This is a genomic window from Burkholderia sp. WTPI3, from assembly GCF_021483755.1.
Classification (GTDB): domain Bacteria; phylum Pseudomonadota; class Gammaproteobacteria; order Burkholderiales; family Burkholderiaceae; genus Burkholderia.
In genome coordinates, this window is the sequence record NZ_JAGIXF010000023.1 from 45,091 (window position 1) to 67,301 (window position 22,211).

At 60.9% G+C, this 22,211-nt stretch carries 17 protein-coding genes; 4 read left to right on the forward strand and 13 right to left on the reverse strand.

Features of this window, described 5'->3' with window-relative positions; all coding sequences use genetic code 11:
* Positions 1-3 precede the first annotated feature (3 nt).
* Positions 4-3,543, forward strand: coding sequence for a MobF family relaxase (gene mobF, locus J7024_RS15195; protein WP_234745236.1), 3,540 nt, complete (start codon positions 4-6; stop codon positions 3,541-3,543).
* Between the two features lie 65 nt (positions 3,544-3,608).
* Here mobF and J7024_RS37165 read toward each other — a convergent pair whose 3' ends face one another.
* The 7 genes from J7024_RS37165 to J7024_RS15225 are packed head-to-tail and all read right to left on the reverse strand — an operon-like array spanning position 3,609 to position 9,446.
* The gene (locus J7024_RS37165; protein WP_268838347.1) at positions 3,609-3,737 is read right to left on the reverse strand and encodes a hypothetical protein; all 129 of its coding nucleotides are present in this window, start codon (positions 3,735-3,737) and stop codon (positions 3,609-3,611) included.
* A complete protein-coding gene (locus J7024_RS15200; RefSeq protein WP_234745237.1) occupies positions 3,727-4,638 on the reverse strand; it encodes a hypothetical protein in 912 nt (303 codons plus the stop codon). The genes J7024_RS37165 and J7024_RS15200 overlap by 11 nt, the downstream gene beginning before the upstream one ends.
* A gap of 3 nt (positions 4,639-4,641) precedes the next feature.
* Positions 4,642-4,977 (reverse strand): hypothetical protein, encoded by a 336-nt coding sequence (locus J7024_RS15205; RefSeq protein WP_025496633.1) that lies wholly within the window; start codon positions 4,975-4,977, stop codon positions 4,642-4,644.
* An 8-nt stretch (positions 4,978-4,985) separates the two neighbouring features.
* Positions 4,986-6,401, reverse strand: a complete 1,416-nt coding sequence (gene traN, locus J7024_RS15210) for a conjugal transfer protein TraN (protein WP_025496634.1) — start codon at positions 6,399-6,401, stop codon at positions 4,986-4,988.
* 10 nt (positions 6,402-6,411) lie between these two features.
* On the reverse strand, positions 6,412-7,701 hold the full coding sequence (locus J7024_RS15215) for a hypothetical protein (RefSeq protein WP_025496635.1): 1,290 nt from the start codon (positions 7,699-7,701) through the stop codon (positions 6,412-6,414).
* Positions 7,698-8,249, reverse strand: a complete 552-nt coding sequence (locus J7024_RS15220) for a hypothetical protein (RefSeq protein ID WP_234745238.1) — start codon at positions 8,247-8,249, stop codon at positions 7,698-7,700. Before J7024_RS15220 ends, J7024_RS15215 begins: the two co-directional genes overlap by 4 nt.
* Before the next feature lie 12 nt (positions 8,250-8,261).
* The gene (locus tag J7024_RS15225; protein ID WP_025496367.1) at positions 8,262-9,446 is read right to left on the reverse strand and encodes an SEL1-like repeat protein; all 1,185 of its coding nucleotides are present in this window, start codon (positions 9,444-9,446) and stop codon (positions 8,262-8,264) included.
* 144 nt (positions 9,447-9,590) lie between these two features.
* Here J7024_RS15225 and J7024_RS15230 point away from each other — a divergent pair, with 144 nt between their 5' ends.
* The 3 genes from J7024_RS15230 (at position 9,591) to J7024_RS15240 (ending at position 12,578) form a co-directional block, all read left to right on the forward strand.
* Positions 9,591-11,102, forward strand: a complete 1,512-nt coding sequence (locus J7024_RS15230) for a GspE/PulE family protein (protein WP_049813600.1) — start codon at positions 9,591-9,593, stop codon at positions 11,100-11,102.
* The gene (locus J7024_RS15235; RefSeq protein ID WP_025496365.1) at positions 11,099-11,728 is read left to right on the forward strand and encodes a hypothetical protein; all 630 of its coding nucleotides are present in this window, start codon (positions 11,099-11,101) and stop codon (positions 11,726-11,728) included. The genes J7024_RS15230 and J7024_RS15235 overlap by 4 nt, the downstream gene beginning before the upstream one ends.
* A 328-nt stretch (positions 11,729-12,056) precedes the next feature.
* Positions 12,057-12,578, forward strand: a complete 522-nt coding sequence (locus J7024_RS15240; protein WP_025496364.1) for a hypothetical protein — start codon at positions 12,057-12,059, stop codon at positions 12,576-12,578.
* Positions 12,579-12,950: 372 nt separating this feature from the next.
* Here J7024_RS15240 and J7024_RS15245 read toward each other — a convergent pair whose 3' ends face one another.
* From J7024_RS15245 to J7024_RS15270, 6 genes are read right to left on the reverse strand one after another with little or no spacing between them, the layout of a single operon-like run.
* On the reverse strand, positions 12,951-16,151 hold the full coding sequence (locus J7024_RS15245; RefSeq protein ID WP_025496362.1) for a conjugal transfer protein TraG N-terminal domain-containing protein: 3,201 nt from the start codon (positions 16,149-16,151) through the stop codon (positions 12,951-12,953).
* Between the two features lie 17 nt (positions 16,152-16,168).
* Positions 16,169-17,650 carry a conjugal transfer protein TraH gene (locus J7024_RS15250; RefSeq protein WP_025496361.1) on the reverse strand — a complete coding sequence of 494 codons (1,482 nt, stop codon included), beginning with the start codon at positions 17,648-17,650 and terminating at the stop codon, positions 16,169-16,171.
* Between the two features lie 10 nt (positions 17,651-17,660).
* Entirely contained in the window at positions 17,661-18,644 is a 984-nt protein-coding gene (gene traF, locus J7024_RS15255) for a conjugal transfer protein TraF (protein ID WP_025496360.1), read from the reverse strand.
* Positions 18,645-18,652: 8 nt separating this feature from the next.
* Positions 18,653-19,177 (reverse strand): S26 family signal peptidase, encoded by a 525-nt coding sequence (locus J7024_RS15260; protein ID WP_234745239.1) that lies wholly within the window; start codon positions 19,175-19,177, stop codon positions 18,653-18,655.
* Positions 19,174-19,599, reverse strand: coding sequence for a hypothetical protein (locus J7024_RS15265; RefSeq protein ID WP_234745240.1), 426 nt, complete (start codon positions 19,597-19,599; stop codon positions 19,174-19,176). Before J7024_RS15265 ends, J7024_RS15260 begins: the two co-directional genes overlap by 4 nt.
* The gene (locus J7024_RS15270) at positions 19,596-22,175 is read right to left on the reverse strand and encodes a TraC family protein (RefSeq protein WP_234745241.1); all 2,580 of its coding nucleotides are present in this window, start codon (positions 22,173-22,175) and stop codon (positions 19,596-19,598) included. Before J7024_RS15270 ends, J7024_RS15265 begins: the two co-directional genes overlap by 4 nt.
* Between the last annotated feature and the right edge of the window lie 36 nt (positions 22,176-22,211).

The following is a 22,211-nucleotide window of genomic DNA, read 5'->3' on the forward strand; positions in this document are numbered from 1 at the left end:
TCAATGCAACACATCAAGAGCGCAGGCGACGCGGCCCGATACCACGATAAATCGTTCAGTCAGGAAGCAGGACAGAAGGCCGATAACTACTATATAAACGAGCGGGCAACGGCTCGCTGGGAGGGTCGAGCGGCAGAAATTCTTGGAATCCGGGGCGAGGCGGTCGAGAAGGAGGATTTCGTCAAGTTTCTGAGCGGCAGGCTGGTCAACCCGGAGACCGGCAAGGAAGAAAACCTCGCGCGGAACGCCAAGGGGGAGAACCGGCGTCCTGGGATGGACTTTACGGTTGCGCCCCCGAAGAGCGTCTCGATTGCCGGCCTCGTCGGCGGGGACGACCGGATTGTCGCCGCCCACCTCGTCGCAAACGCCCGGACGATGGAGTGGTTTGAGAAGCACGCGTCGATTATCCGGGTGAAGGACGACAACGGCCGAAACCGGCACGAGCGCGCTGGGAATCTCCTGTATGCGAGCGTTCTGCACGAGACCAACCGGGAGAACGAGCCACAGATTCACAGCCACAACGTGATCGTGTCCGCGGTGTACGACGAGAAGCGCAAGACCTGGCGGAGCCTGACGAATGACATGCTCCTGAAGCTGCGTGCGCAGGGCGACGTAATCTACAAGGCCGAGCTCGCCGGCGGGCTGAAGGCACTCGGGTACGAACTTGAATACGCAGAAAACGGCGTCGACTTCGAGATCAAGGGGTTCACCCGCGAGCACGTGGAAGCGTACAGCACACGAGCGGCACAAGTCCGGGACGCCTTGCTGAAGCGCGGTATCGACCCGGGCGAGGCCAGTTTCGATTCCCGGCGCGTCGCGAAGCTCGATAGCCGGGCCGCGAAGCAGGAGCATCCGCGCGAGGTCCTTCAGGAGATCTGGGAGGACACCGCACGGACTGCGGGGATCGACGTTCGCGCGGTCGTGCAGGCCGCTCTCGAACGGAGCCGCAGGGCTGTCCGCGAGCAAAGCGCCGGCAGCGACGGACGATCGGCTGAGATGGGCGTGACGCCGGCCGGTTCGCAAGCAAATACGCCGTCAGGGACGGCGATGCGACCGGGACGAGGGGCGCAGGCCCGCGAGGCGACACGCGAGGGCGCTGAGCTGGAGGCGAACTCGGCGGCGATGCGAGCGGTGTCGTGGGCGATCGAACACCTCACAGAGCGCGAGCAGTCTTTCTCGCTGATCGACCTCGAAATCGACGCCGTGCGCTTCAGCCGAGGCATGATCGGAGACGTTGAAGCGGCCGTCGAGCAGCACATCCGAAACCACATGATCGTGCCGCGCGGGACCGCCGAGGACGGGAGCGAGCTGTACACGACCCATCGCGCCATCGACAGCGAGATGCGCCTCGCGGAATTCATCCAGTCCGGAAAGGGCGAGGGCAACGTGATTCTCACGAATCCGGCTGAGTTCGACGCCGCGCTGAAAGCCTTCGAGGCAAAGAAAGAGCAGGAGACCGGCAAACCCTTCAAGCTCTCGGACGAACAGGTGATCGCGGCGCGCAACGTACTCATGCACCCGGATTCGTTCCAGGGTGTCCAGGGCGAGGCCGGCACGGGAAAGACCGCGGCCCTCGCTTTCGCCAACGACGTGACGCAGGCCACCGGATGGGAAATGATCGGGATGGCCACGTCGGCTGCTGCGGCGAAGGAGCTGGAAGCGTCGAGCGGCATCAAAAGCAGCACAGTGGCCGCCTACTTCGCAACCCGGGAGACGCAGATTCGCGCGCTCGAACTGCGCCTTGGGGAGTTGCGCGAGGCCCTCGCTACCCGGGAGACCATCCGCGACACCGACGCCCAGCGCCTCGAGTCACGCCGGTTGAGCGTCAAGGGCTCAGACATCGACTTTGGGACCAACCGCTATACCTTTGACCATCAACGTGGCGAGGTATTCAAGTCGCCCGACAATCTCCGCAATGCGATTGGCGCTGCGTTGACGGAGTTAGCGGCGAGCCGGCGAGCCGACGCGATGGAAGCCCGGCAGTCGGCCGAGACGTTCGGTGAGCGCGCGCGGGCCGCGGTGAAGGGCGCGGTGGTCAACGTCGGCGCGTCGCTCGGGCGGCGACTTTCCACCTTTGAGCAGGTTGGGACCGTTGAGGCGATCGCGGCGCGCCACACCCTCTATCTCCAGCGGGAGAGCGCAGGCGCCGAGTTGCGCCACGAACTTCTGGTAAAGGAGGCTGAGCTTGCCAATCTCCGCCGGTACGGCAATGTGGACGGAAAAAAGACGTTGATCGTGATGGACGAATCGTCCCTGACCGGCGCCTTCGACACCGAAAAGATTGCGAGTCTTGCGCGGGAGATCGGCGCGCGGGTTGTGTTCCAGGGCGACATGAAGCAACACGGCAGCGTGGCGGCTGGCCGCGCTTTTGAGCAGGCGCAGAAAGCTGGCATGAACGTGTCAGTGCTGGAGGAGACGCGCCGCTTTGTCAATGCCACCGCACAGTCGCAGCAGGCCATCATGGAAATGAAGGCAGGCCGCTACAGCGACGCGATCGGGATGCTCGACATGCTCGAAGTCGAGAAGGGGGACCTCGCCGTCAAGGTCGCGGAGCGCTACCTCGACAACCTGGAAGCACTCAAGCAGCGCGGGGTCGAACACCCGAGGGTCGGCGTTGTCGCGATTACCAACCGCGACCGCAAGGCCATCAACAGCGAGATCCACGCATTGCTCGCCAGTCGCGGACTCGTCTCTCAAGTGGGGTTTGAGAAGCCGCATCTGGACGATCCGAAGCTGACCGGCGCCGAGCAGCGGCACGCCGTCATGCTTCGCGAAAAGAAGGTGGACACACTAATCTACCGGAAGACGTATCGGGAGATTGGAGTCGAGAGGGGCGATGTGTTGCGTGTCACACGCTACGACGTCGACAAAAATCGGGTCTTCGCCGTCAACCGTCTCGGCAAGGAAGTCGAAATCAATCCGCAGCGACAGGACTACTTTTCGCCCGCCGTTCGCGAGACTCGCTTGTTCTCGGCCGGAGATCGGGTCGAAACGCGCGCGATCATTCGGCTACCAGAACAGGCGCTGAAGCGCATTGATAACGGTACGCCAGGCGTCATAACGTCCATCGACGAGAAGGGCGCCAAGGTTCGATGGACCACAACCGGCGACGAGTCGTATCTGACAAATGACGATATCCGGTTTATTGACCACGCTTACGCCCACACCTCGTACAAGGAGCAGGGCGCCACGAACGATCGCGAGATCATCGCTGTCAGTCTTACCGGCGCAAAGGTGTTCAATCGCGAGGCGGCATACGTCGCGGCATCGCGCGCGCGCGACAACACCGAGATCGTCACTGAGGCCCGCGACGCGATGCTGAAGAACGCCGGCAAGGAAGTGGGAAAGACCACTGCGGTCGACTTCGAAAAGGTGGCTGCGCCGCAGCCAATGCAAGGAAAGAACGTCGGTCAAGAGCAGGCGCGTACGCAAACCCAGACGTCGCGTCCCGACCGCGTGCGCGAGGCGCCCGTGGGGGCCGAGCCTCGCAAGGAGCGGGAGATCGACAAGCAGCAGGCGCGCGGCAATCTCCTACAGTTCTGATCCCCGGACGGACGCCTCATAAAAACGGCCCGCATTGAGCGGGCCGTTTTCGCTTCCGGACACGATCAGAAGTGACCGCGGGCCAGCGTGATCACCACGGCGAGACCGATCGCGACAAATGCGAGCTTGGTCAGCCATGCGTTCTTGCGAGCCAGTTTCTGGTTCAGCGTTTCCTTGTTTGCTTCAGTGGTCATTCGATGCCTCCTTTTGGCAATTACCGTTTGCAACACATGCGTCCCACATCGAGACGCGTTCCTCGAAATCTGCCTTGCGAGCGGCGGCTACCGCATCCGGGGTCGTGTCTGCGCCGGCGAGCGTGACGATCGCCTTGACGAGAGCTTCCTGTTCGACCTCGGGGGTCTTGGCCGTCTTGTAAGCGATGATGATTTCGCCTGGCGTATCCGGCTTGAAGTCAACGCGCCGCACATCGATCTGCTGGTAGGTTGTGGTGTCGAGCGTCGGGAGTGCGGCAGGGATCATGGCTGCCCGAGCCGGTCGCGGCAAGTTTCCGATCTCCTCGGCGAAGCCGGAGTTCATCATCGCGTTGGCGCCAACGGCGGTGCCCAGCGCGTGCCCGGGGATGAAGAGTGCTCCGATCGACAGCACGTCGCCCGCGATGTCGCGCGCCCTCACGCGCGACGGTAAGGTGTTCGGGTCCCCTTCGTGCAGAACAAGCAACTGACGATAGTCGAGCTGCGCCTTCGCAAACTTCGGGTAGTCCGCCGGCACCAGTGGCGTCGCATCGAGCACGTGAAAGAGATACGCCGACTTGCGCACAAGCTCCGTTTTCTGGGCCTTGAGGTCCGCCTCCACGCCGAGCGTGACCGGATTGTCGCTCACGCCTTGGAGCACGAGCGGGCTTCCCCGGTAGCGTGTGCCGTCGAGGACGACGTCGTACGATACCTGACGGTCGTGTAGCGCAGCGAGGGTGTCAGCTTGTGCGGACGTGTCGCCAGACCAGAGATCGATGGGCCGGACAACGATGATGTGTGCGGAAGGGGTGTCCAGTTCAACGGGCTGCGCGCTGCTCGCGAGCGGTAACGCTGCGGCGAGCGCGGCCACTAAGGCCTGTAACGTCTTTTTCGTTGGTCTCATTCTTCAGGTTCCGAGCTTGAGGGTCCGGCGAATCTTTTCGCATATGGTGGCCTGCTCCGCAAAGGCGCCCATATTTTCCTTCAGCGAACTGTTTTCGGGCAGCAACGCTGCGAGCTGGTCGCCGAGCGACTTGGCCTTTGCCTCGGCATCCTGCTTCTGTTGGGTAAGCGCCTTCACCTGCCCGTCCAGCGTGGCGAGCTTGTCGGACTGGGTCTTGTACTGTGCGGCGAGGTTGCGCTTCTGGACATAAGTGAGCCCAGAAAAGGCGAGCGATGCGACAAGTGCGACCGCGCCGATCGCGGTCAATACCTTGGTCAGGATCTGCTTGAATTTGGACATGTTCAGCTCTAGTTCGATGGATAGGATGGGAGAACGGAGTTGGTGCTGGATTGTGCTGACCCGCTCGAGCTGTTCTGCTCGATCGGGGTGTAGTTACCGCTGATATTGGTTGGCAGGTTCTGTTCGGCCTGCTGCATCATCTGGTTCGTGAAGGCACTGAAGTCGATCTTCGAAAAGTCGATCGAGCTGATTTGCGCCGGCGTGAGTCCACCGCAGCCCGCGAGCGGCAATCCCAACTGCGTCTTGCCCTGGATATTGATAATCTCGGCCAGTACCGAATTGAACGAACAGTAATTGTCGGCATACTGGATGCACGCCCCGAGCACGCTCTTGGCGCAGGTCTCGTTGATGAACGTGCTCAAGCCCGCGCCTTTGTGCAGGGCAAGCATCTGCTCCGCCTGGGAGCAGTTCATGAGCTGCGTGATGATCTGAATAGCGACTTCAGCGGCGAAGACATAAGGGTTGAAGGCGAGGTAGCCGTCTGACCCAAATGACGCGAGCTGCATGTTTGCGCCGAACAGGCCGCCGCTCATTGTCCCGAATCCAACCGTGAAGCCGAAGGCGCCCACGGACACGCCATTGGCCGCGAGATTGGTGCCAAGCGTGCCGCCGCCGTTCGCCGCGTTCAGCGAGAACGCCGTGGTGAAGTTCTCGGTCAGCGCCTGCGTGAAAATGCCGTTCGTGTACATCGCGTCGAAGACATACGGAGAAGCGAGATCGATCAGCTTCTCGCCGGCATACTTCACGACCGATCCGGCTGCGCCGATCGCGGCCGACATCACGACACTGTTTGATTGCGCACCCGGCGTGCTCTTGCAGCAGTTCTGGATGCCTTCGTATCCCTTGCGGCAGCTCTCGGCAACGCCGGCAAAAATGCTGTTCCCGTCCGTATAGGTCTGCGCCTCGCCTAGCATCTCTAGGCCGAGGGCGCCGGTCAAAAACGAGTTATTTCCGTTCGCGGGCGTCGGAAACCCGCTGTCATTGAATAAGCCGCTCGTGCAGTTAAGTTGCTGCGCGGTCTGCTGCGGTTGTGTTTGGCACTGGTAGGTGTAGGTCCACTCGTCGCACTTGCCGGTCTCTGCAATCGTGTCGTTGCAGACGCTTTTAACGACGCCGCACGACGGATCATTGCGGTACTGCGCGCACGTGTCGGTAGTCGTGCCCTGGCACGCGTAGTTGTAGGAGTATTGCCAGCAGCTGTAAGGCACCTGCAGCGCACCCGAAGGCAGCGACGCGGTCGAAAGACAGAGTTGCTGGCCGGTTGGGCTAGTCTTGCAGGGAGTCGTATCGACGCAGGTCTGGGAACCGGGAACCAGCGAGCAGGCACCCGCCGCGTAGGTTTGCGCAAGCGCGGCCGGTGGGTGCGTCAGCAGTGCGAGGAGCGTAGCCACGGCCGGGAACCAGGAACGGTGATTCGATGTCACGCAGGTATCCTTAATTGGTGGGCGTGGGCAGCGAGACGCCCGCACTCTGTTCGTACTGGGTGCAGGTATCCGTCCACGTCGTGGTGACAGATTGCTTGATGCAGTTCGTACCGCTGAGCGACTGGCCACTCGGACAGCTGTAGGTCACCGTTGGCGAGGTGGTGGTAGTCGAGACGCACGACTGGCCCTGCAGCGAGCCACCGCTCGGGCAGGTGTAGTTCGCCCCGACGGTGATCGTCTGGATGCACTCGCTGCCGTTCCACGTGTAGCCATTCGGGCACGAATCGAGCGGCAGGTAAAAGCCGACCGTGAAGGCACAGGTAATGAGCGGCATGCCGTCATACGTCGCGGGGCAGGCGTTGAACGGGAAGTTGAGGCCTTCGCAAGCCTGGGACTGCTGGCCGGCCGTGTTCGTGAGCGTCACCATCGTCATACCCGATGGGCATGAGGCGGTGCCCGCAAGGATATTGGTCTGCACGCACTGGTTACTGCCGGCCTGCACATAGCCGGCCGGGCACGAGATGGACGGCTCGTAGACGTAGGTGTGCTGGCACTCGCCATTGACGAGCGTGCCTCCGTTCTGGCACGAGTCGACCGAAATCGCCTGCGTCACGGTGTTGGTAATCGTCGCACTCAGATACTGCGAGCAACTGTTATCGTCCTCGTTCGTTGAAACGACACAGGTGTTGTTCGCGTACTGCGCCGGCTGGGTGACGACCGTCTGGCTCGAGCAGTTCTGCGTGAGCGTGCTGGTCGCGGTGTTCGCCAGATTGCCGGTCACCTGGAACATTGGGTCGCTTGGGGTGACCTGGTTCCCGTAGCCATACTGCGACTGACCGGCGCCATAGGTGCCGGCGCAGTTGGCAGACGAGCCGAACTGGCTCGCCGTTGCGCCGAGTACCGACTGTTCGCCCGTCGTGGGTGTCATGCACTGCTCGTTCAGAAAGTTGACGGCGGCGCAATACTGATTCTCGTAGGGGTCGCTCCCCGGGGTGTAGCTCGCGCAATACGATTCGGCCTGACGTCCATAGGACGCTAGGCTCGAGCTCTGGGCTGCAGTGAGGGCGTTAGACGTGGTGTTGGGATTGGAGAAGCCACCGAGCCCGGAGGGCACGGAAGTGCTGACACCCGTTTGCGAGCCCCACGTGCTTGTGTTCACGCCAGACGGATTAACGATCTGCTGCGGCGAGGTTGGCGCGATCGAGTTTGCAAAGGCCGTCCCGTTGGCTACGTCGGACGCGCTTTGAGCGAAGGCGGCCGACATCCAAAGCGCGAGCACGAAGGGCAGGAGGCGCTTCATTGCGACGCTCCAGCCTTCGTAGGCACCGCCTTCGTCTGCGCCCTGCGGACGGCCTGCGAGGCCTGCTGCGGGGTCATGCCGCCGGCGGCGATCGCGGTCTGGATAGCGGCCGCCACTTCTGGAGTGTCGACGGGACGGGAGAGGTCCGGGCAGATGGCTGTTGGCGGAACGAGCTTGTCCGGTTGGCCCTTACACATACGCAACGGCGGGTCGCCGTCGGCGCATATGTTGAACTGGCCGGCCATGTCCGAGTAGAGGACGTGGGCGCTGGGTTGCCCGACGATATAGGCCACGCGTCCGCACTGCGGCTGCTGCTCAAATTTAGCGACCCTCCGAACGAAGATCACCACGGTCCCGTTGTCCCCGGTCCGCTTCCTGATTGCGGCGATGGCAGGTGCGAACTTGCCGTCGCTCGCGAGGGGCGCGCTAGCTGCCCCGTCAACGATCGCCTGCGTAAAAACACTCGAGGGTGAGTCGTCGGCGTGCGCAACATCCGCGGCCAAGAATGCGATCAAGCTGATGGCCATGGCTGAGATGGTCAGTCTCATTGATTCCCGTCCTTATTGCTTGGTATGGCTGACAAATGGGGCGAACTGATCGACGTCCTGCTGACGGAAGGGCAGGTACGGCACGCTCCACGCATAGTGAAAGTGATTCGACGTGCGTTCCTTTTCGAGCGCGCGAATCTCGGTCGGCACGAATCCGATGATCCCGGGCACGACCGTGTTGTATCTGATCAGTGCCTGCTTGGGGTCGGCAGCCGCGTTGCCACTCTGCTGATAGCACTTAATGGCGTCGTCGCGCAGATTGTTGCCATTCAGGCTGCGGCGATAGCGATTGACGAGCATGTACTTGCACGCCAGATATTGCGGGTCAGCGCCCGCCTGACGGGTCACCTGTTCGAGCAGAGGGTAGCCGTCATCGATTCCCGTCGCGATCGACTCCCGCAGCAAGGAGATGCGCTGGCTTTCGGTTGCGCTGCCGTCGTAAAGTGCCCGAGGTATGCCAGCGAGATCGGACCAGCACGATCGCGCATAGCGCATCGCCTGCTCGCGATCGCCTATGCGGTAGCTGAGAAACGCGCCGAATCCGCAGATGCGGTACGAGTTGTCGGGTGCGATCGTCGAGGCGCGCGCGAGATAGCCGAGTGCGTTCGAAAGATCCGGACGCTCCCCTTTGCCATAGGCCGAGGCAATGGCGAGATCGTATATGGCCGGTTGGTAGTTCAGCGCGGCGGCAGAACGATAGAACTGGAGCGCGCGCGGGACATTCTGGGGAATCCCAAACAGCCCGTACTCCGAGACGAAGCCTTCGAAGGTCAATGCTTCGGGAACATTCTGGTCGGCGAGTGCTGCGAGCTTGGCCAGGAGCGCGCCCCGCTGAGGCATCGGCGTGTTGGTAGCATCGATCATCCACACGATCATTGTCTCGCCATCATTGCTGACGACGTTGTGGCTGCCGTACTTGAGACGCTCTCCTAGCGCCTTCGCTTTGGGAAGCATCGCTTTCGCCCTCGCCACGACCTGGTCCGTCACGCTCTGGATGACGGACTTGTTCTGCTGCTGATAGTTCGATTCGAGCTGGCTGAACGCCGGCGAGCTGAAGGTGGACTCCGCAAAGCCCTTCACGTTGTCCGGTGTGAGCGGCTGCACCTGGGCGCTTGCTCCTTCAGCCGTGAGCGCTACCAGACACATGACAGACAGATGGCGAAGTGAACCCCGTGAGCGCGTGACCTTGTTGTGCATCGTTCTGTTGAGAGGGCATGTTACCTTAATTATAATCAGTTATCTTGCGGACTCAAATTTAATTCTGCGACGCAATGAATACGCGACACAGTGTCCGGCGCAGAGACCTGAACGGGGTGACGAGCGATGGAATTTAAGGACGGAATGCTGCTGCAGAAGATCCCGGAAGTGGCCGGGCTCGACGAACTCTCGGTCGATGAGCGACGCAACATCATGATGATCCGGGAAGGAAACAACGAACAGGCGCCGATTGAACTCGCAATCCGGAACCTCTTTGTCTGGTCGATCATAGAGCGGGCCGAGGACGTCCATATCGAGGGACGGGGGCATCGGGACGCGCCCGTGATCCACGTTCACGTTCGGTTGCCGGGGGGTATGGTGAACTTCATGTTCAAGTATCCGGGCAAGGAAGGGCGGCACTGGGAAAACAAGATGTTCCAGTTGACCGGCACCTCTCAGGGCGCATCGACCCCCGAAATCGCATCAACCCGCTTCGAAATGGAGTTACCACCGCGGTTCGCAGCTCGGCACGGGCTCAAGCCGTTTGACGATGCGCCGTCCTATTTGGTTGATATCCGAGTGGAATACACCCGTACCTATAACGGCTACGGGTTCATCAACCGGTTGCTCGATTCCCAGCGCGCACCAAAGCTCGATCAGCTGGGCCTGTCTTATGCGCTCTACCGCGTGATTCTTCGCGCGCTGAGAGAGCCGAGCGGACTGATACTTGTCACAGGGCCTACGGGCTCGGGCAAGACGACGCTGCTGAACGCCATGCTGGGCGTGCTGAACGACGGTACGCGAGCGATCGACACGGCCGAAAACCCGGTGGAGATCGCGCTGCGCGGCATCGGGCCGATCAAGCAGCGCCAGATCGGGGGCAACATAACGTTCCATCGCGCTTTGCGCTCGATGCTACGTTCGGGACCCGACGTCATCATGATCGGGGAGATCCGCGATGCCGAAACGATGGAGATCGCGCTCCAGGCGGCCCAAACTGGTCACCTTGTGCTGGCGACGCTCCATACGAACGACAGCTCGGAAACCTATTCGCGTGCGCTAGACCTCACAATGGACAAGGCGCGGGATGCGTACCGACTTGCGCAGACCCTGAAGATGGTTGTCGCGCAGCGACTTGTGAACCGCTACGAAGGGCCGGTTGTGACGCGGCGACTTACGCGTGACGAACTCGAGTGGCTGGATGCCAACGGCATTCCACACGGTGAAGAAATTTCGGAAGTCACACCGGAAAGGGCGGCGGGGAAGGTGGCGATCGTGGAGGCGATCGTCACCACGCCCGAAATCAAGAAGATCATGCGTGCGGAGCGCATGGATACCTCAAAGATCTACGAGGCGGCCTGCCTGCAAGATCATTTCGAACCCCTCGCGGTCGGAGGAATGCGTGCCGTTCAGGCGCATGCCTCAACTCTGTCGCATTGTATAGAGCGCCTCGAAGGTAATACCGATGCCCGCACGCATCCGAGTCTTCGTGTTCAACTGGCTCGGGACTACGGCCTTGACTTCGTTCAGGTAGGAGCGGCGATCGACGCCTATCACGAGGCCCTTGATCGCGGCAGTAAATCCACACTCGAACAACATATAGCAACGGCGCGGCTCGAAGCCATCTCGAAGGCCGTCGAACAGGAGGCAGCATGAAGCGGATAGCTCCGTTGATCGTTGCGGCGGCCGCCGCGATGTTTTCCTACAGTGCTGGCGCTCAAGTGCCCCCGGGCATGGAGCAGCTCAAACCCTATCTGCAGGTCAAGCCAGTGCCCGGCGACGAAGAAACAGTCCGCGTTTTCTTTTCGCCGAGTTGCCAGTTCTCGCGCAGTTACTTCCAGTTTTTCAAAAATCTGGAGGCGACCATGCCGAGGCGGAAAGCCTTCGTATTTACGCCGCTGGTAAATAAAGGCGATGGCATTTCATACGCACTGAGCTTTCTCGCGGTCCAAAAATATTACCCGGCTTATACACACAATTTTATGGAGGCGTCGTTTATCGGCGCTCAGGACCTCGGGATCTCAACCTTGAACTGGGCTGGGATCGACCGCATTGGCCGCGCCGCGCACGTCCCGGTCTCGGTCCCGCTGCTGGTTGAGCAACACGCCGGCGAGCTGAAGGTGGCCCTGAACTCGCTGCTCAACCTCCAGAAGGATCTGGAGGTTACGAACACGCCGGCCGTCTCGGTCGCCGGCACTTACGTTGTGACGCCCGAATTTACCAACGGCGACTCTGAGCTCTTCAGCCAGCTGGTGAACGGAATCATCTCGATGGCCCGCTGATGGCGCCGCTGACGAGGTGGCGACACGGACAAGCGCCTTTCTTGCGCGAAGTGTGCTTTTGCCACGCATTACAATTATTAACAGTTATTGACGCCATTTACACAATTGAACGGTTATGATTCTGCGCCTGCTGGCGCCTCGCGTCTCTTCCGCGCGTGCGCGTGCAACCCTTTGCAAAACGGATGGGTTCGAAAGGTCGCACCGAATTTTTGTCAGCGTTGTACAGTCCATCCGGTGGCTTGCATGGCTTCCAGGCGCTCATGATGCGCGTTGTTATTTTGTAATATATGCGTTCCGTCGCCCGCGGGCGATGCACAACGTTCAGACTATGCTGACGGACGAACAGAAAAAACTTATTACTAAGGGCCTCAGCAGGGGAGTCGCCGACACCCAGATTGCGGAAGCGATCGGCGTCAAGCACATGCAGGTGTTTAACTACCGCAAGTCGCTCGGCATCTCAGCCCAAGACGTCGTGGAGGCGCGGTACGACACCTGGATTCGAATGCTCGAGGCCGGGATGAGTGTCGATCTGGTCGCTTCCCTGTACAAGGTCAAGCCCGAATCGGTCCTCAACAGCCTTTACCGGAAGAGGAAGTTTTCCTATACGGAAGCCAAGAAGCGAGGCCAGAAAGCTATTGAGGCTGGCTTCCGCAAGGCAATGGGCCTTTCGGTTCAGGACCTGCAGGAGCAGAGACTTCAGGCGTGGGTGCGACTCTTTGAGTCAGGCATGACCGTCGAGGCCATCGCTGACATCTACCACCTGAAGCCGTCAACCGTCCGCAACGCATTACGCAAGGCGACGGACGTGACGGGGCCCGTGAAGTCGGCCACCGGCACGTTCGACTGGTAGCTTCCCAAGAACGAGGGCTAATTTCGCATGCGAAATTAACCCTCGCTTTCCTAGCCCCGACCAGCGCCGACGCTGTTTCGATTACCGATGATTACATCAGAAGCCCGAGCGCCGCACCACACCATAGTTGTTCTTCGGGCCCGGTGCGCCCACATGGCTTCGACGCGGCTGGCCAACATACCGGCGAGACTGCGCATATCCGCCCGTGGCTTTGCCGTTGGCACGGAAAAAGCGACCGGCCTTCGAGAAGAACTTACGCACCGCTTCATTAAAGCTGGACATAATTCACCCCGTTTTTCTGATTATCTGGAATTAGGCTAGCATAAAAAGGGAGGGCTGTTAAGCCCCCCGATTAAGCCTTAATTCGCCCGATTAACCGGGGCCGCGTCGGACAAAATGGGATTTTTGTGCAGGCAGCGTCTCTGGCTTGTTCGGTGCCGGTTTGTTTTGCGGCGCGTCAGTGTCTCCGAGCCGCGTGCGGGATGAACTGCCGGCTGGCCGGGCGCTGTCCAAGGCGTTGTCCGCGACGTTTGCTCCGGTACGAATGACCGTTCCATGCCCGCTAGCATCCAGTCCTGCATCGTGTGCCACCGCCTCGGCACCCTGCACTTCCTTGGCTACATGCTGCTGCGTCGCGGCCATGCGCGAGGTGACCTCACGCTCGAGTGCCGGGTCGAGATCGAACTTTGGCGCAGGCGCGGAGGGCGGCTGCGGCGCAATGCCAGCGGGCAACTGCGGTACCGGTCCCGCATGAGCGGGACGCGCAGCGGGCGCGGCACCGGCGGGTCGCGAGTGAGCGGTACCTGGATGGCCGGCGGCGGGTGCAGGTACTCCACTCGGCGCGGCCGCTGCGCTGCGCATGACTGGGACCGCCGGCGCCGGCGTTCGCGCGTTGCTCTGCCTGATTAGACCGCGGGTGTTCACCCCGGTATTGTCAACGGGTGCGCCGATGCTCATCGGCATCGGTGCGGTATCGGTCGGTTCGAAGCGCATGTGCTGCATCGCCTTTCCTTCGTCGGCCAGGTAGCGCGCAGCTGCCAGGCGATCTTCCGGGCGAGCCTGCGTGTCCTGAGCAAGCATGACGGCTGCGCGATGGCGGTTCACGGCCGCCTGACCATCGGCGTCACCCACGACCCGGCCGGTCGCACCCGACGCAGCGTCAGCCGCCGCCGTGGCGATGTATTTCCGGGTGGCCGGGTTCTCATCGAACATACGGCCAGAAGTCAGCTGGAATGCCGCATATTCCGGATTGCGTTGCTGTTGCCAGACGATCTCATTCGCTCCGATAGTGGCGCTCGCGTCGATAAAGCTCGAGCTCTCACGCACGCCCTGAGCTGCCGCATCGCTGGTCGACCGGACCTCGGACAGCGTTTGTTGATAGCTTTCCTGCGTGGACAGGCTGCGGGAGAGCTCGCTGTTCGCCTGTCTGCCGGCACTGGTATTCTGAAACTTCGAAATCGTCTTGGACAGCGCTTCGGCGAGCGCGACAGAGTCGTTGTAGTTTTGCGACCGACCGCGGTTATCGGTATTTTGTAGCGCGTCCTGCGCGCTCGTCGTGGTTTGCCCGTTCGCTCCCAAGTGAAACCCGATACCGGGGCCGCCTCCCTCACCATCGCTTGTTCCAGCACCTATGCCAGCCGCGAATCCGGCGCTCGTCTCGTTGGCGTTGGTGTGAATGCCGGTCACCGATGTGTTCGTATGCTGGTCGGTGCCCGATGCCTGGCTTTTCCGGAATTCCTTGGCGACCGATTCGCCGATCGTCTGGTCGATGCCGAGCCGGCTGTAATTGCCGGTGCTCATAGCCTCGCGCCAGTCTGCCAGATTCGTCTCGCCAGACGTGATCGTCTGGCTCCGCTGATCGGCTTGCGTGAGCGTCCGGCTGGCATCCCGTACCATATTGCCGAACGACGTGCTCGTGGAGGCAGCATCCAGGGCACCTGTGAACTTAAGGTTGCCGGCGCCGTGTCCGAACTGGCTGATCGTCCCCACGGAACTGTTGTCGAATAGTGGTCGCTGCACTTCCGGCGAGGGCGCGAGGCTATCGCCGGTTTCTTTAGCCTTCGGTGCAATGTTAGTCGCGACGCTGGTCAAAGCAGACGACTCGCCGAGGCCAAAGATCAGGCTCATCAGCACGGGCAGGCTGGCCATGATGTGCGAGCCCACACCGATTTGCAGGCTCAGCTCCTTGTACGCCGATAGGGCCGAGGCCTGCGAGATCCAGCCGCCCTGACGCAGTGACTGGAGATAGTTCGCCACGTCGATGGCAATCATGCCATTCACCAGCTCGGCGCCGACATTCACCACGAGCAGGGGCCAGACAATCAGGTGCGCAACCGTTTTCACGCATTTACCAGCCTCAACGCCCGCAAACATCATGAACATGACGATCACGGGGCCAAGGCCGATGATGAGGGCGATGAGGTAGTTACCGAAGCTCCCCGCATAGCGAAGCATCGGCACCTCGCTTGCGGCCTGCTGCAGGTTGTTCCGCTCGACCTCAGACGCCTGCAACGCAGTCGCCTGACACTCCACCAGTGTATCGCTGCTGGCTCGCAGGCAGTTAAGATCGTTTGCCACCATTTCAGAGAACAGCAGGTTCATGAACTCCGCATTCGCCTGCCCCTGACCACCCGCGAAAATGCTACCGAGCGTATTGACAGTGGTGAGCGCCGAATACTGGGCCGCGACTGTGTCGAAGCTGTAGTCCGCGCCGGGTATCGGCTGGTCCATGCCGTTGACCGCCCCCTGGATCACGCGCGTAAACTCGACGGAATTCAACGCGTTGGTGATGTCGTTTGCGACCTGATTTGCGGCGTCGGAGCACGAAAGCATCTGCGTCGAGCTCAGTCCCGGATCATTGACCATGCCGTTCGTGTTCAGCGAGGCCTGGTACAGCAACGCGCCCAGAGCCGTGGGATTCAGCCCATTGATCGCGATCGACTGGCTGCTCGTCGCGCCGGTGTTACCGGCATTGAGTACAAGGTTTTCGATGTTCGCGTAGTTTACCCCCGAGTCGGGCCCAAGGCAGGACGCAAGAACGGTTTTCACCTCCGAATCGATGCCGCCGAGGCGAACCATCGCGGTGCGCGAGCTCAGCAAAATCTTGAGCGGGTTCAAGAAGCCATTCGCGGTCGCAGAGATGGCCGGGTATTCGCTTGAGACGTTGCCGAAGGCCGTCGATACCTCCTGATTGAGGTTCATCGAGAGCAAGCTCCCGGCCGCCGGGATGAAGGAGATCGCCAGTGGTACGTTGGCGACTTCCGTGACCGCGCCATTGATGGTCGACTCAATCTGTACTGTTCCCTTGAGCATCGGGTTGGTGAGCGTCATGGCCAGCACGAACGGCATGAGCGTGTTGAACGCCCCCTGTCCAAGCACTGCGCCCCCTTGACCTGATGGACTGCGAAGGACCGCGACCGTCGAGCTGGCGAGCAGGCGCCACATCGCCACGCCCAAGGCAAAGCCCCAGATCCAGAGGTCCTGCTGGCAAATCATCGCGACGCCGTTCAGGACCGAATAGAGGGTCGTGAGGTCGGCGCTGACGGAGTAAATAGTGAGGGTAGGTATCGCCACAGTTCGCCTCGAATCGATTACCGGCTGTTCGTCGCCATGAAGCGCGTGTCTTCATTGATTTCGGTCACGATCTTCAGCAATACGTCGCTATTGTTGCAGGCCCTCTCCTTCGCCATGTAATCGGTCCGCAGTTGCTTGATGCGGTCCTTTTCATCCTGATTGAGATCAAATCCCGTTGAGGTCTGAATCAGGTTCGCCCCCTTGTACAACACCTCACCAATGCGGGCTGCCACACAGTCGACGATGTGCGGAGCGAGACGCTGCGCGATCGCGATCCGCGTATTCGGATTCGACGTCTTGGCAAGCAGGGCTGCAAGCGGAACACCGGCTTGCTGCATGAACTGGATCTGCGCGGTCGTGAAGTTCGTCGACTGTCCGCTGTTGGTTTGTCCAACGATCGACGAGGAGGCGACGCCGTCGGCCGGATCGGGTTGCCCGAAGAGCATCGTGTTCACCCAGCCTTCGATGCCCTGGTAATTGAACGAAAATACCTGCATCTGCGTGCAGATCTGGTTGTCGACGCCGCCGAAAACACTCCCGCTCGGGTTCACGCACTTGTACAGCGACAAGGGCGTATCGGGACGCAGCGAGCCGGTGCCGCCACCCTTCACGATATCGTCGAGCGTCAGAAGCGCAGGCCCGGAACAGGTCACCTGTCCAAGACTGTTGCCCGAGGGCGTGGACGAGCTCACGCCCTGCCCGCTCTGATTCAGGTCGTTACACGGTACAGCGTCAATGTGATAGCCGAGGAGGGCGTACAGGATCTCGTTGTTGAGGCTGTTCGGGTTCGTCGCGTCGTCGCTGCTGCCGTCGACGTTCGGCAGACCGGCGAGCCCCATGATGGACGATGCGCCCGACGAAACCACCGTCTTGACCAGATTGTTGCCGCTCTTCGGATTGTTTGCCGACTGTTGCTTCAGGAACGAATTCGCATCGGAAAGATAGTTCGTCAGGCTCGCGAAGTCGTCACTGAAGAGTCCCGAATCGGTGCTGCCAATATTCCCGTCACCGTTCACGGCGTTGGACAGCGCGGATGTGGCCGGATCGACGATCAGGTGCGCAAGCTGGCAAGAATTTTTTGCGAGGTTGTTGAGATTCTGCAGGAGCGTCTGAAACTCGGTGATCAACGCATCGAGTGACGGTGAGATTGCCTTGATCGCGGCCTTGAAGGCGAGGCCGGCCGCGTCGGCGGCCACCTGGCGGAAGATCTGGATCAGCTGCTGGCCATTGATGAAGCTGAATGAGCCGCCGTAGAGGTCGATACCCCCGCAACCGGCGTCGATCCGGGGTGGATCGAAGGTGATCAGATTGACGGCCTGAATCGGGGCGCGCATCGTGAAGCCCCCCATGAACACTCCGACCCGATCCTTGGTAGTCATGACGCCGGGTGCCGTCGTGTTGCTCATCACCATTGAACCGAGGTCCGCGAAAATCCCCGCAAAAGCGAACACTGGCGCAAGCGCGAGCACCACAGCCACCAGAATTTGTTTTACACGCATGGGCGACTCCTTAATACTGCTTGAGCAGATACGGTTGCAGGATTTTCTTGAAGGACCCTGGTTTGTTCGGGTCAAGACGGAGATTGTTCAGGTCCTGGGTGCTCGCCACGCCCCGGTCCCAGACGTTGAGGTCGCGCATGACGTCCGCGCTCAGCAGCTGGGTGTCGTGGCCCGCAAAGGCGATCTGCTTGATCAGTTCGTCCTCCGCGTAGTACCCCTGCGAGACAATAAGGTAATGGTTGGGGTCCATTGGACCGGTGTACGCGCGTGGATGCGGAACGAAGACGATGGACGGCGTGAGTTTCAGCCCGAGCTTATGGAATAGGCCGTTGTCGGGCATGACGCTGCCTTTGAAGCCTTTTGGCCTGGTGCCATCAAGCGAGATGACCAGATACTCGACGTTATAGCCGCGCTTGAGCATGTCCAGCACCGGCAGCTCCATCGTGCAGAACCGGCAGGAGCCGTCGACAAAGACGATCAGTCCGCCGATCTTGGACAACTCCTCGACAGCCTTCTGCTGCGCCTGATAGTTCGCGTTTCTGACCGACTGCGCACCGATTGAGGCGTACGGTACCCGATTGTTTTCGTCGAGTATCGGATCTTCGTGCAGAACCCGAACCACGGCCTCCGAAAAGCGTTGCGCCTTGTCGAAGATGATCCGCTTTACGTACATGTAGTCGGACACATTGTCGTCTGTCGGGTTGTTGATCGCGCGCTCCTCGAGTTCTGGGTAGATCTTGCGGAGAAATGCGACGTCGACCTGCTGCTTCCCATCGGACGGCGACGAGGCGGCTATCGGTGCAGCGGGTTTCGGCGCGGCTGCTGCTGCCGGCATCGACGCGGCGGCCGCAGGCGTGACGTAGGGCTCATAGTTCAGGAACGCATCGCCGTAGGCGTCTCCCTGCAGGGAGGCCTGCTGCGCGTGAGCACACGTCGCTGCGAACAGGCACGCGGCGGCGATGCGACGACGAACGGTGAAATATCGGCGGCGCATGCTGACGATCAGAAGAGACGGTATGCGAAGCCGGCTACGCGGGCAGCGTCGAGGTAGCCCCAGTAGCGCGAATCGTTTGACAGCGGGTGCACGCCCACCATGAAGAACTCGCCAGGCGGGATTACCTCGTCACGTTCGAAATCCTTCACCGCCCGGTGGTAATCTGCTGCGAGCGGGAAGCCCTGTACCACCACCTTGCCGTTGATTCGCACGAGGCCGTCGCGAATCGTCACCCGGTCACCGGGCACGCCGGCCACCTCCTTCAGGATGAAATGCTCCTTGAAGCCGGCGAGTGCTCCGCTCGGGCGCCAGAACAGGAGATCGCCATCGTGGACGGCGGTCGGCGAGCGATGCACGAGGAGGGCAAGATGCAGGTTCGGCAAGCAGCGCTCGCTCTGCGGGTCGAAGCCGAGAGTCACGATCGGTTTGCTCCAGAAGGCCCAGGCGAGAAGCAGGGTAGCGAAAAAAAGCACGGCGAACTTGCCGCGCTGATCCTTTGGCGGGACACGCGCGTCTTCGGCGGGTAGAGTCATTGATGCGCCCCCGAGCCGTTGCCAGCACTGGCCGGAGCGACGACTGCGGCAGCGGTCGCTACAGGCTTTTGCTGGGGAAGGTGGACGGCGGTCCGCAGTTCGTTCGTGATGTCGATCGTGTCGCCCGGCAGAGCGTCGACGGTCATGTCACCCTGGTCGTTACGGCTCGTGTTGATCACGACGTATCCGGCCTGCTCGTAGCGACGCAGGACGTTGCGGATCGGATCTGCGACCAGAGTCTTCATCTGCTGCTGCGACGCCGTCGGACTGTTCAGCGCGGCTTCCAGGATGACAGCGCTCTTTTCGGCGACCGCCACGCGGGGCGCCGGCCTTGCCGTCTGGTGGCCCATGAGATAGAGCGCAAGCCCCATCATGGCAACTATCGAATAGGGCACGTTGCCCGCGGTCAAAAGTCCCTTCATTGCTCCAGCTCCCTCATTTCTTCAAAGACCTCGTCGGCCGTCAGACCGTCGTGATCCCGGCACATAGCGAGGATCTTCTTGAACCATTCAGCCCGCCGCGCTTTCTTGTCACCCATCACCTTGCGAACCGCGTCGAGCACGTCCATGCCCTCATCCATCAATCGCATGACGACGTCGCGATCGTCACCTTCCGAGCTGAAGAGCGTCGCCGTGAACTTGTCGACGTAGAGCCGGACGACCTCGTAGGTCTTCTCGCTCATGATCAGCAATTCACTCCAGAAGCCCTTTCGGGACTCGACGCTTCGCAGCAACTTGTTGAAGTAGGCATCGTCGGCGAACGCAGTCATGACCTTCTTGTCGATTACCGCGTCGATTTCTTCAGACTTCTGAGCCATGATGACCTTCCATGCCGACTGACGCAGAATCACTGCGCCGGCGGGGAAGGAGGCGATTTTCAGAAGTGACTGAACAATGATCCAGACGGCCAGCTTCTCTTTGCGCCCCTTGAGGTAGAGGCCTTCCATTGCCGCAGCCGCCGACTCGACGCTGAACAGATCCTGTGCCTCATCGACGTAGATCCGCTTACGGCCCTCGATCGTGCGCACACGCGTCATCAGAACGTTGAGACAGCAGAACAGCACGACCCGCTTCAGGTGATCGTCGTCTCCGAGACTCGCGAGTTCGAATACGGTGAACTGCGCGCGAGGGTTCAGCGTGCTCGGGCCGCGGAAGTAGGGGCCGCGTGTCGGCGATTCGACGAAGGCCTTCAGTCGCGGGATAAGGTTTGCTGCGGCCGTGATCACCTGGTTTTTGATCGGGTTGTCCTGCCCCTGCTCAACGATTTGCTGAAGGCACTCGATAACAGTGGCTGTTTCGGCCTTGTCACCCTTTTGACCCCATGCTGCCTTGACGGCTTCGTTGACCGCGATGTTCGCTCCAGGATCGGGCGTTTCGTGATCGTAGGCCATCATGACGTGCAGCGCCGTAATGGTCTGTTGCTGCTCGTCGAACTCGTCATCGGACAGTCCAGTGAACGGAGTGAGCGATGGACGGAAGCCGCTGCTACCGAACTCGTTGAACTCACCGCCGACCGAGCGGCAGAATTTCTTGGAGCTCTTGCCGTTGTCGAAGAGCATCACGTACGCGCCCTGCGCGAGGTCGCATTCGATCATGTACTGCAGATTGAATGACTTGCCGGCCCCGGATTCCGCTGCCAGGACCCCGCAATAGTTGGAGTCGCTGACGAATGGATCGAAGCAGTGCATCTGTCCGCGGCGAGTCAGATAGGTTGCGCCGGTCACCGGGAAGGCTCCGTTCACGTTGCCGAGAAAGTCGCCGTAAACAGGGAGCAGGCACCCAACCTCGGAGCTCGCCATAATCGCTTCCCCGTCGATCTTGTCAGCGATCGCCGAAGAAAAATTCAGGGGCAGCGTCTGGGCGAACCGGACGAGTCCGGTGCCGAGCACGTCCCGCGCGTCGAAGCCAAGCTTGTTCATGGTCCCCTTGACCGTAGCCGCGGCGCGGACCACCTCCTCACGTTTGCGACCGAAGAGGAACACGTTGGTCGACGCGTAGACGAACTTCTGGCCATCCTCTGCGACCTGGCGCTTTAGCTCGAGCAGATCGGCCAGCTTTGCCTGGGTGTCCTCGACCCCGAGTTTGACGGGGAAATTCTGCGCCGTGGTTCGGGATCGGATCGCGCTTTCGATGCGGGTCCACTCCTTTCGCTGGCTGGCAACCCGCACGGTCGTTGACAGGATAAAGGCGGTCTCAATCCGTTTGCCGCCGCCTTCCTTCGTCGGTCCCTTGTTGAACGGGGCACCGCTCACGAGGTTCATGATCCCGTGGAACGGCTTTTCCGGGTAGCTTTTGGTCGTCACGACGGCGCAATAGGTGTCGTCGTTGATCACGCCGATGCGCGAGTTGGAGAAGTCGAACTTCTGGTCCGTACCGTACACCTGGTACTTCAGGTCGATCATCTGATCGAGCTGGACTTCACCGTGCGGATGGAAAATGTCGGCGTACTGCCGGTAGACGCCGACGAGCTGCCCAGCCGACAGGCGCTCCGCATCGGCGAAACCACAGTCCCTGACATTCGTCAGAAACTCGCCCTGCAGGTTCTCCTCCTGTTCGATCGTCTCCGGATCGATCTTGCGGGCCGGCACGGCCAGCGAAATGAAGACGGTCCGCTTGTTCACCATGCCCATGTCGGGGAGCGTGCCGGCGCGCAACGCCTTTTCATAGAGCTTCCGCTGCCGCTCGACGAGGTCGAGGATCACGCGGCCGCCATTGGTTTTCCCCTTGGCAAACACGGCCGGCGCGTCATGGTCCGGCTGGACCAGCAGGCTGACCGTGATAACGGAATCATCCGGCACGGCCTTGAATACGTTCTGGACGACAGTGCTGAACTCGCCGCCCCCACCGGCGAGGGGGCTCATCCGATAGACCGCCCCGATATACGGCCTCTCGTTGCCCGGGGCCTTGCTGATCAGCAGGTGTGAATCAGAAGTATAGGTTTCGAGGTGCAACATTTCGCTCGCACGCTTTGTGCGGCTCATATTTATCAGGGCAGTCACGGTGATTCTCTCTCGGCGTCAGCAGAACGCGGCGCG

Excerpts from the sequence above, each read along its gene's own strand:
- J7024_RS15200 (WP_234745237.1), bottom strand. The coding sequence starts at position 4,638 with ATGAGACCAACGAAAAAGACGTTACAGGCCTTAGTGGCCGCGCTCGCC.
- mobF (WP_234745236.1), top strand. The coding sequence starts at position 4 with ATGCAACACATCAAGAGCGCAGGCGACGCGGCCCGATACCACGATAAA.
- J7024_RS37165 (WP_268838347.1), bottom strand. The coding sequence starts at position 3,737 with ATGACCACTGAAGCAAACAAGGAAACGCTGAACCAGAAACTGGCTCGC.
- J7024_RS15265 (WP_234745240.1), bottom strand. The coding sequence starts at position 19,599 with ATGAAGGGACTTTTGACCGCGGGCAACGTGCCCTATTCGATAGTTGCC.
- J7024_RS15225 (WP_025496367.1), bottom strand. The coding sequence starts at position 9,446 with ATGCACAACAAGGTCACGCGCTCACGGGGTTCACTTCGCCATCTGTCT.
- J7024_RS15260 (WP_234745239.1), bottom strand. The coding sequence starts at position 19,177 with ATGACTCTACCCGCCGAAGACGCGCGTGTCCCGCCAAAGGATCAGCGC.
- J7024_RS15250 (WP_025496361.1), bottom strand. The coding sequence starts at position 17,650 with ATGCGTGTAAAACAAATTCTGGTGGCTGTGGTGCTCGCGCTTGCGCCA.
- traF (WP_025496360.1), bottom strand. The coding sequence starts at position 18,644 with ATGCGCCGCCGATATTTCACCGTTCGTCGTCGCATCGCCGCCGCGTGC.
- J7024_RS15240 (WP_025496364.1), top strand. The coding sequence starts at position 12,057 with ATGCTGACGGACGAACAGAAAAAACTTATTACTAAGGGCCTCAGCAGG.
- J7024_RS15220 (WP_234745238.1), bottom strand. The coding sequence starts at position 8,249 with ATGAGACTGACCATCTCAGCCATGGCCATCAGCTTGATCGCATTCTTG.
- J7024_RS15205 (WP_025496633.1), bottom strand. The coding sequence starts at position 4,977 with ATGTCCAAATTCAAGCAGATCCTGACCAAGGTATTGACCGCGATCGGC.
- J7024_RS15235 (WP_025496365.1), top strand. The coding sequence starts at position 11,099 with ATGAAGCGGATAGCTCCGTTGATCGTTGCGGCGGCCGCCGCGATGTTT.
- J7024_RS15215 (WP_025496635.1), bottom strand. The coding sequence starts at position 7,701 with ATGAAGCGCCTCCTGCCCTTCGTGCTCGCGCTTTGGATGTCGGCCGCC.
- J7024_RS15230 (WP_049813600.1), top strand. The coding sequence starts at position 9,591 with ATGCTGCTGCAGAAGATCCCGGAAGTGGCCGGGCTCGACGAACTCTCG.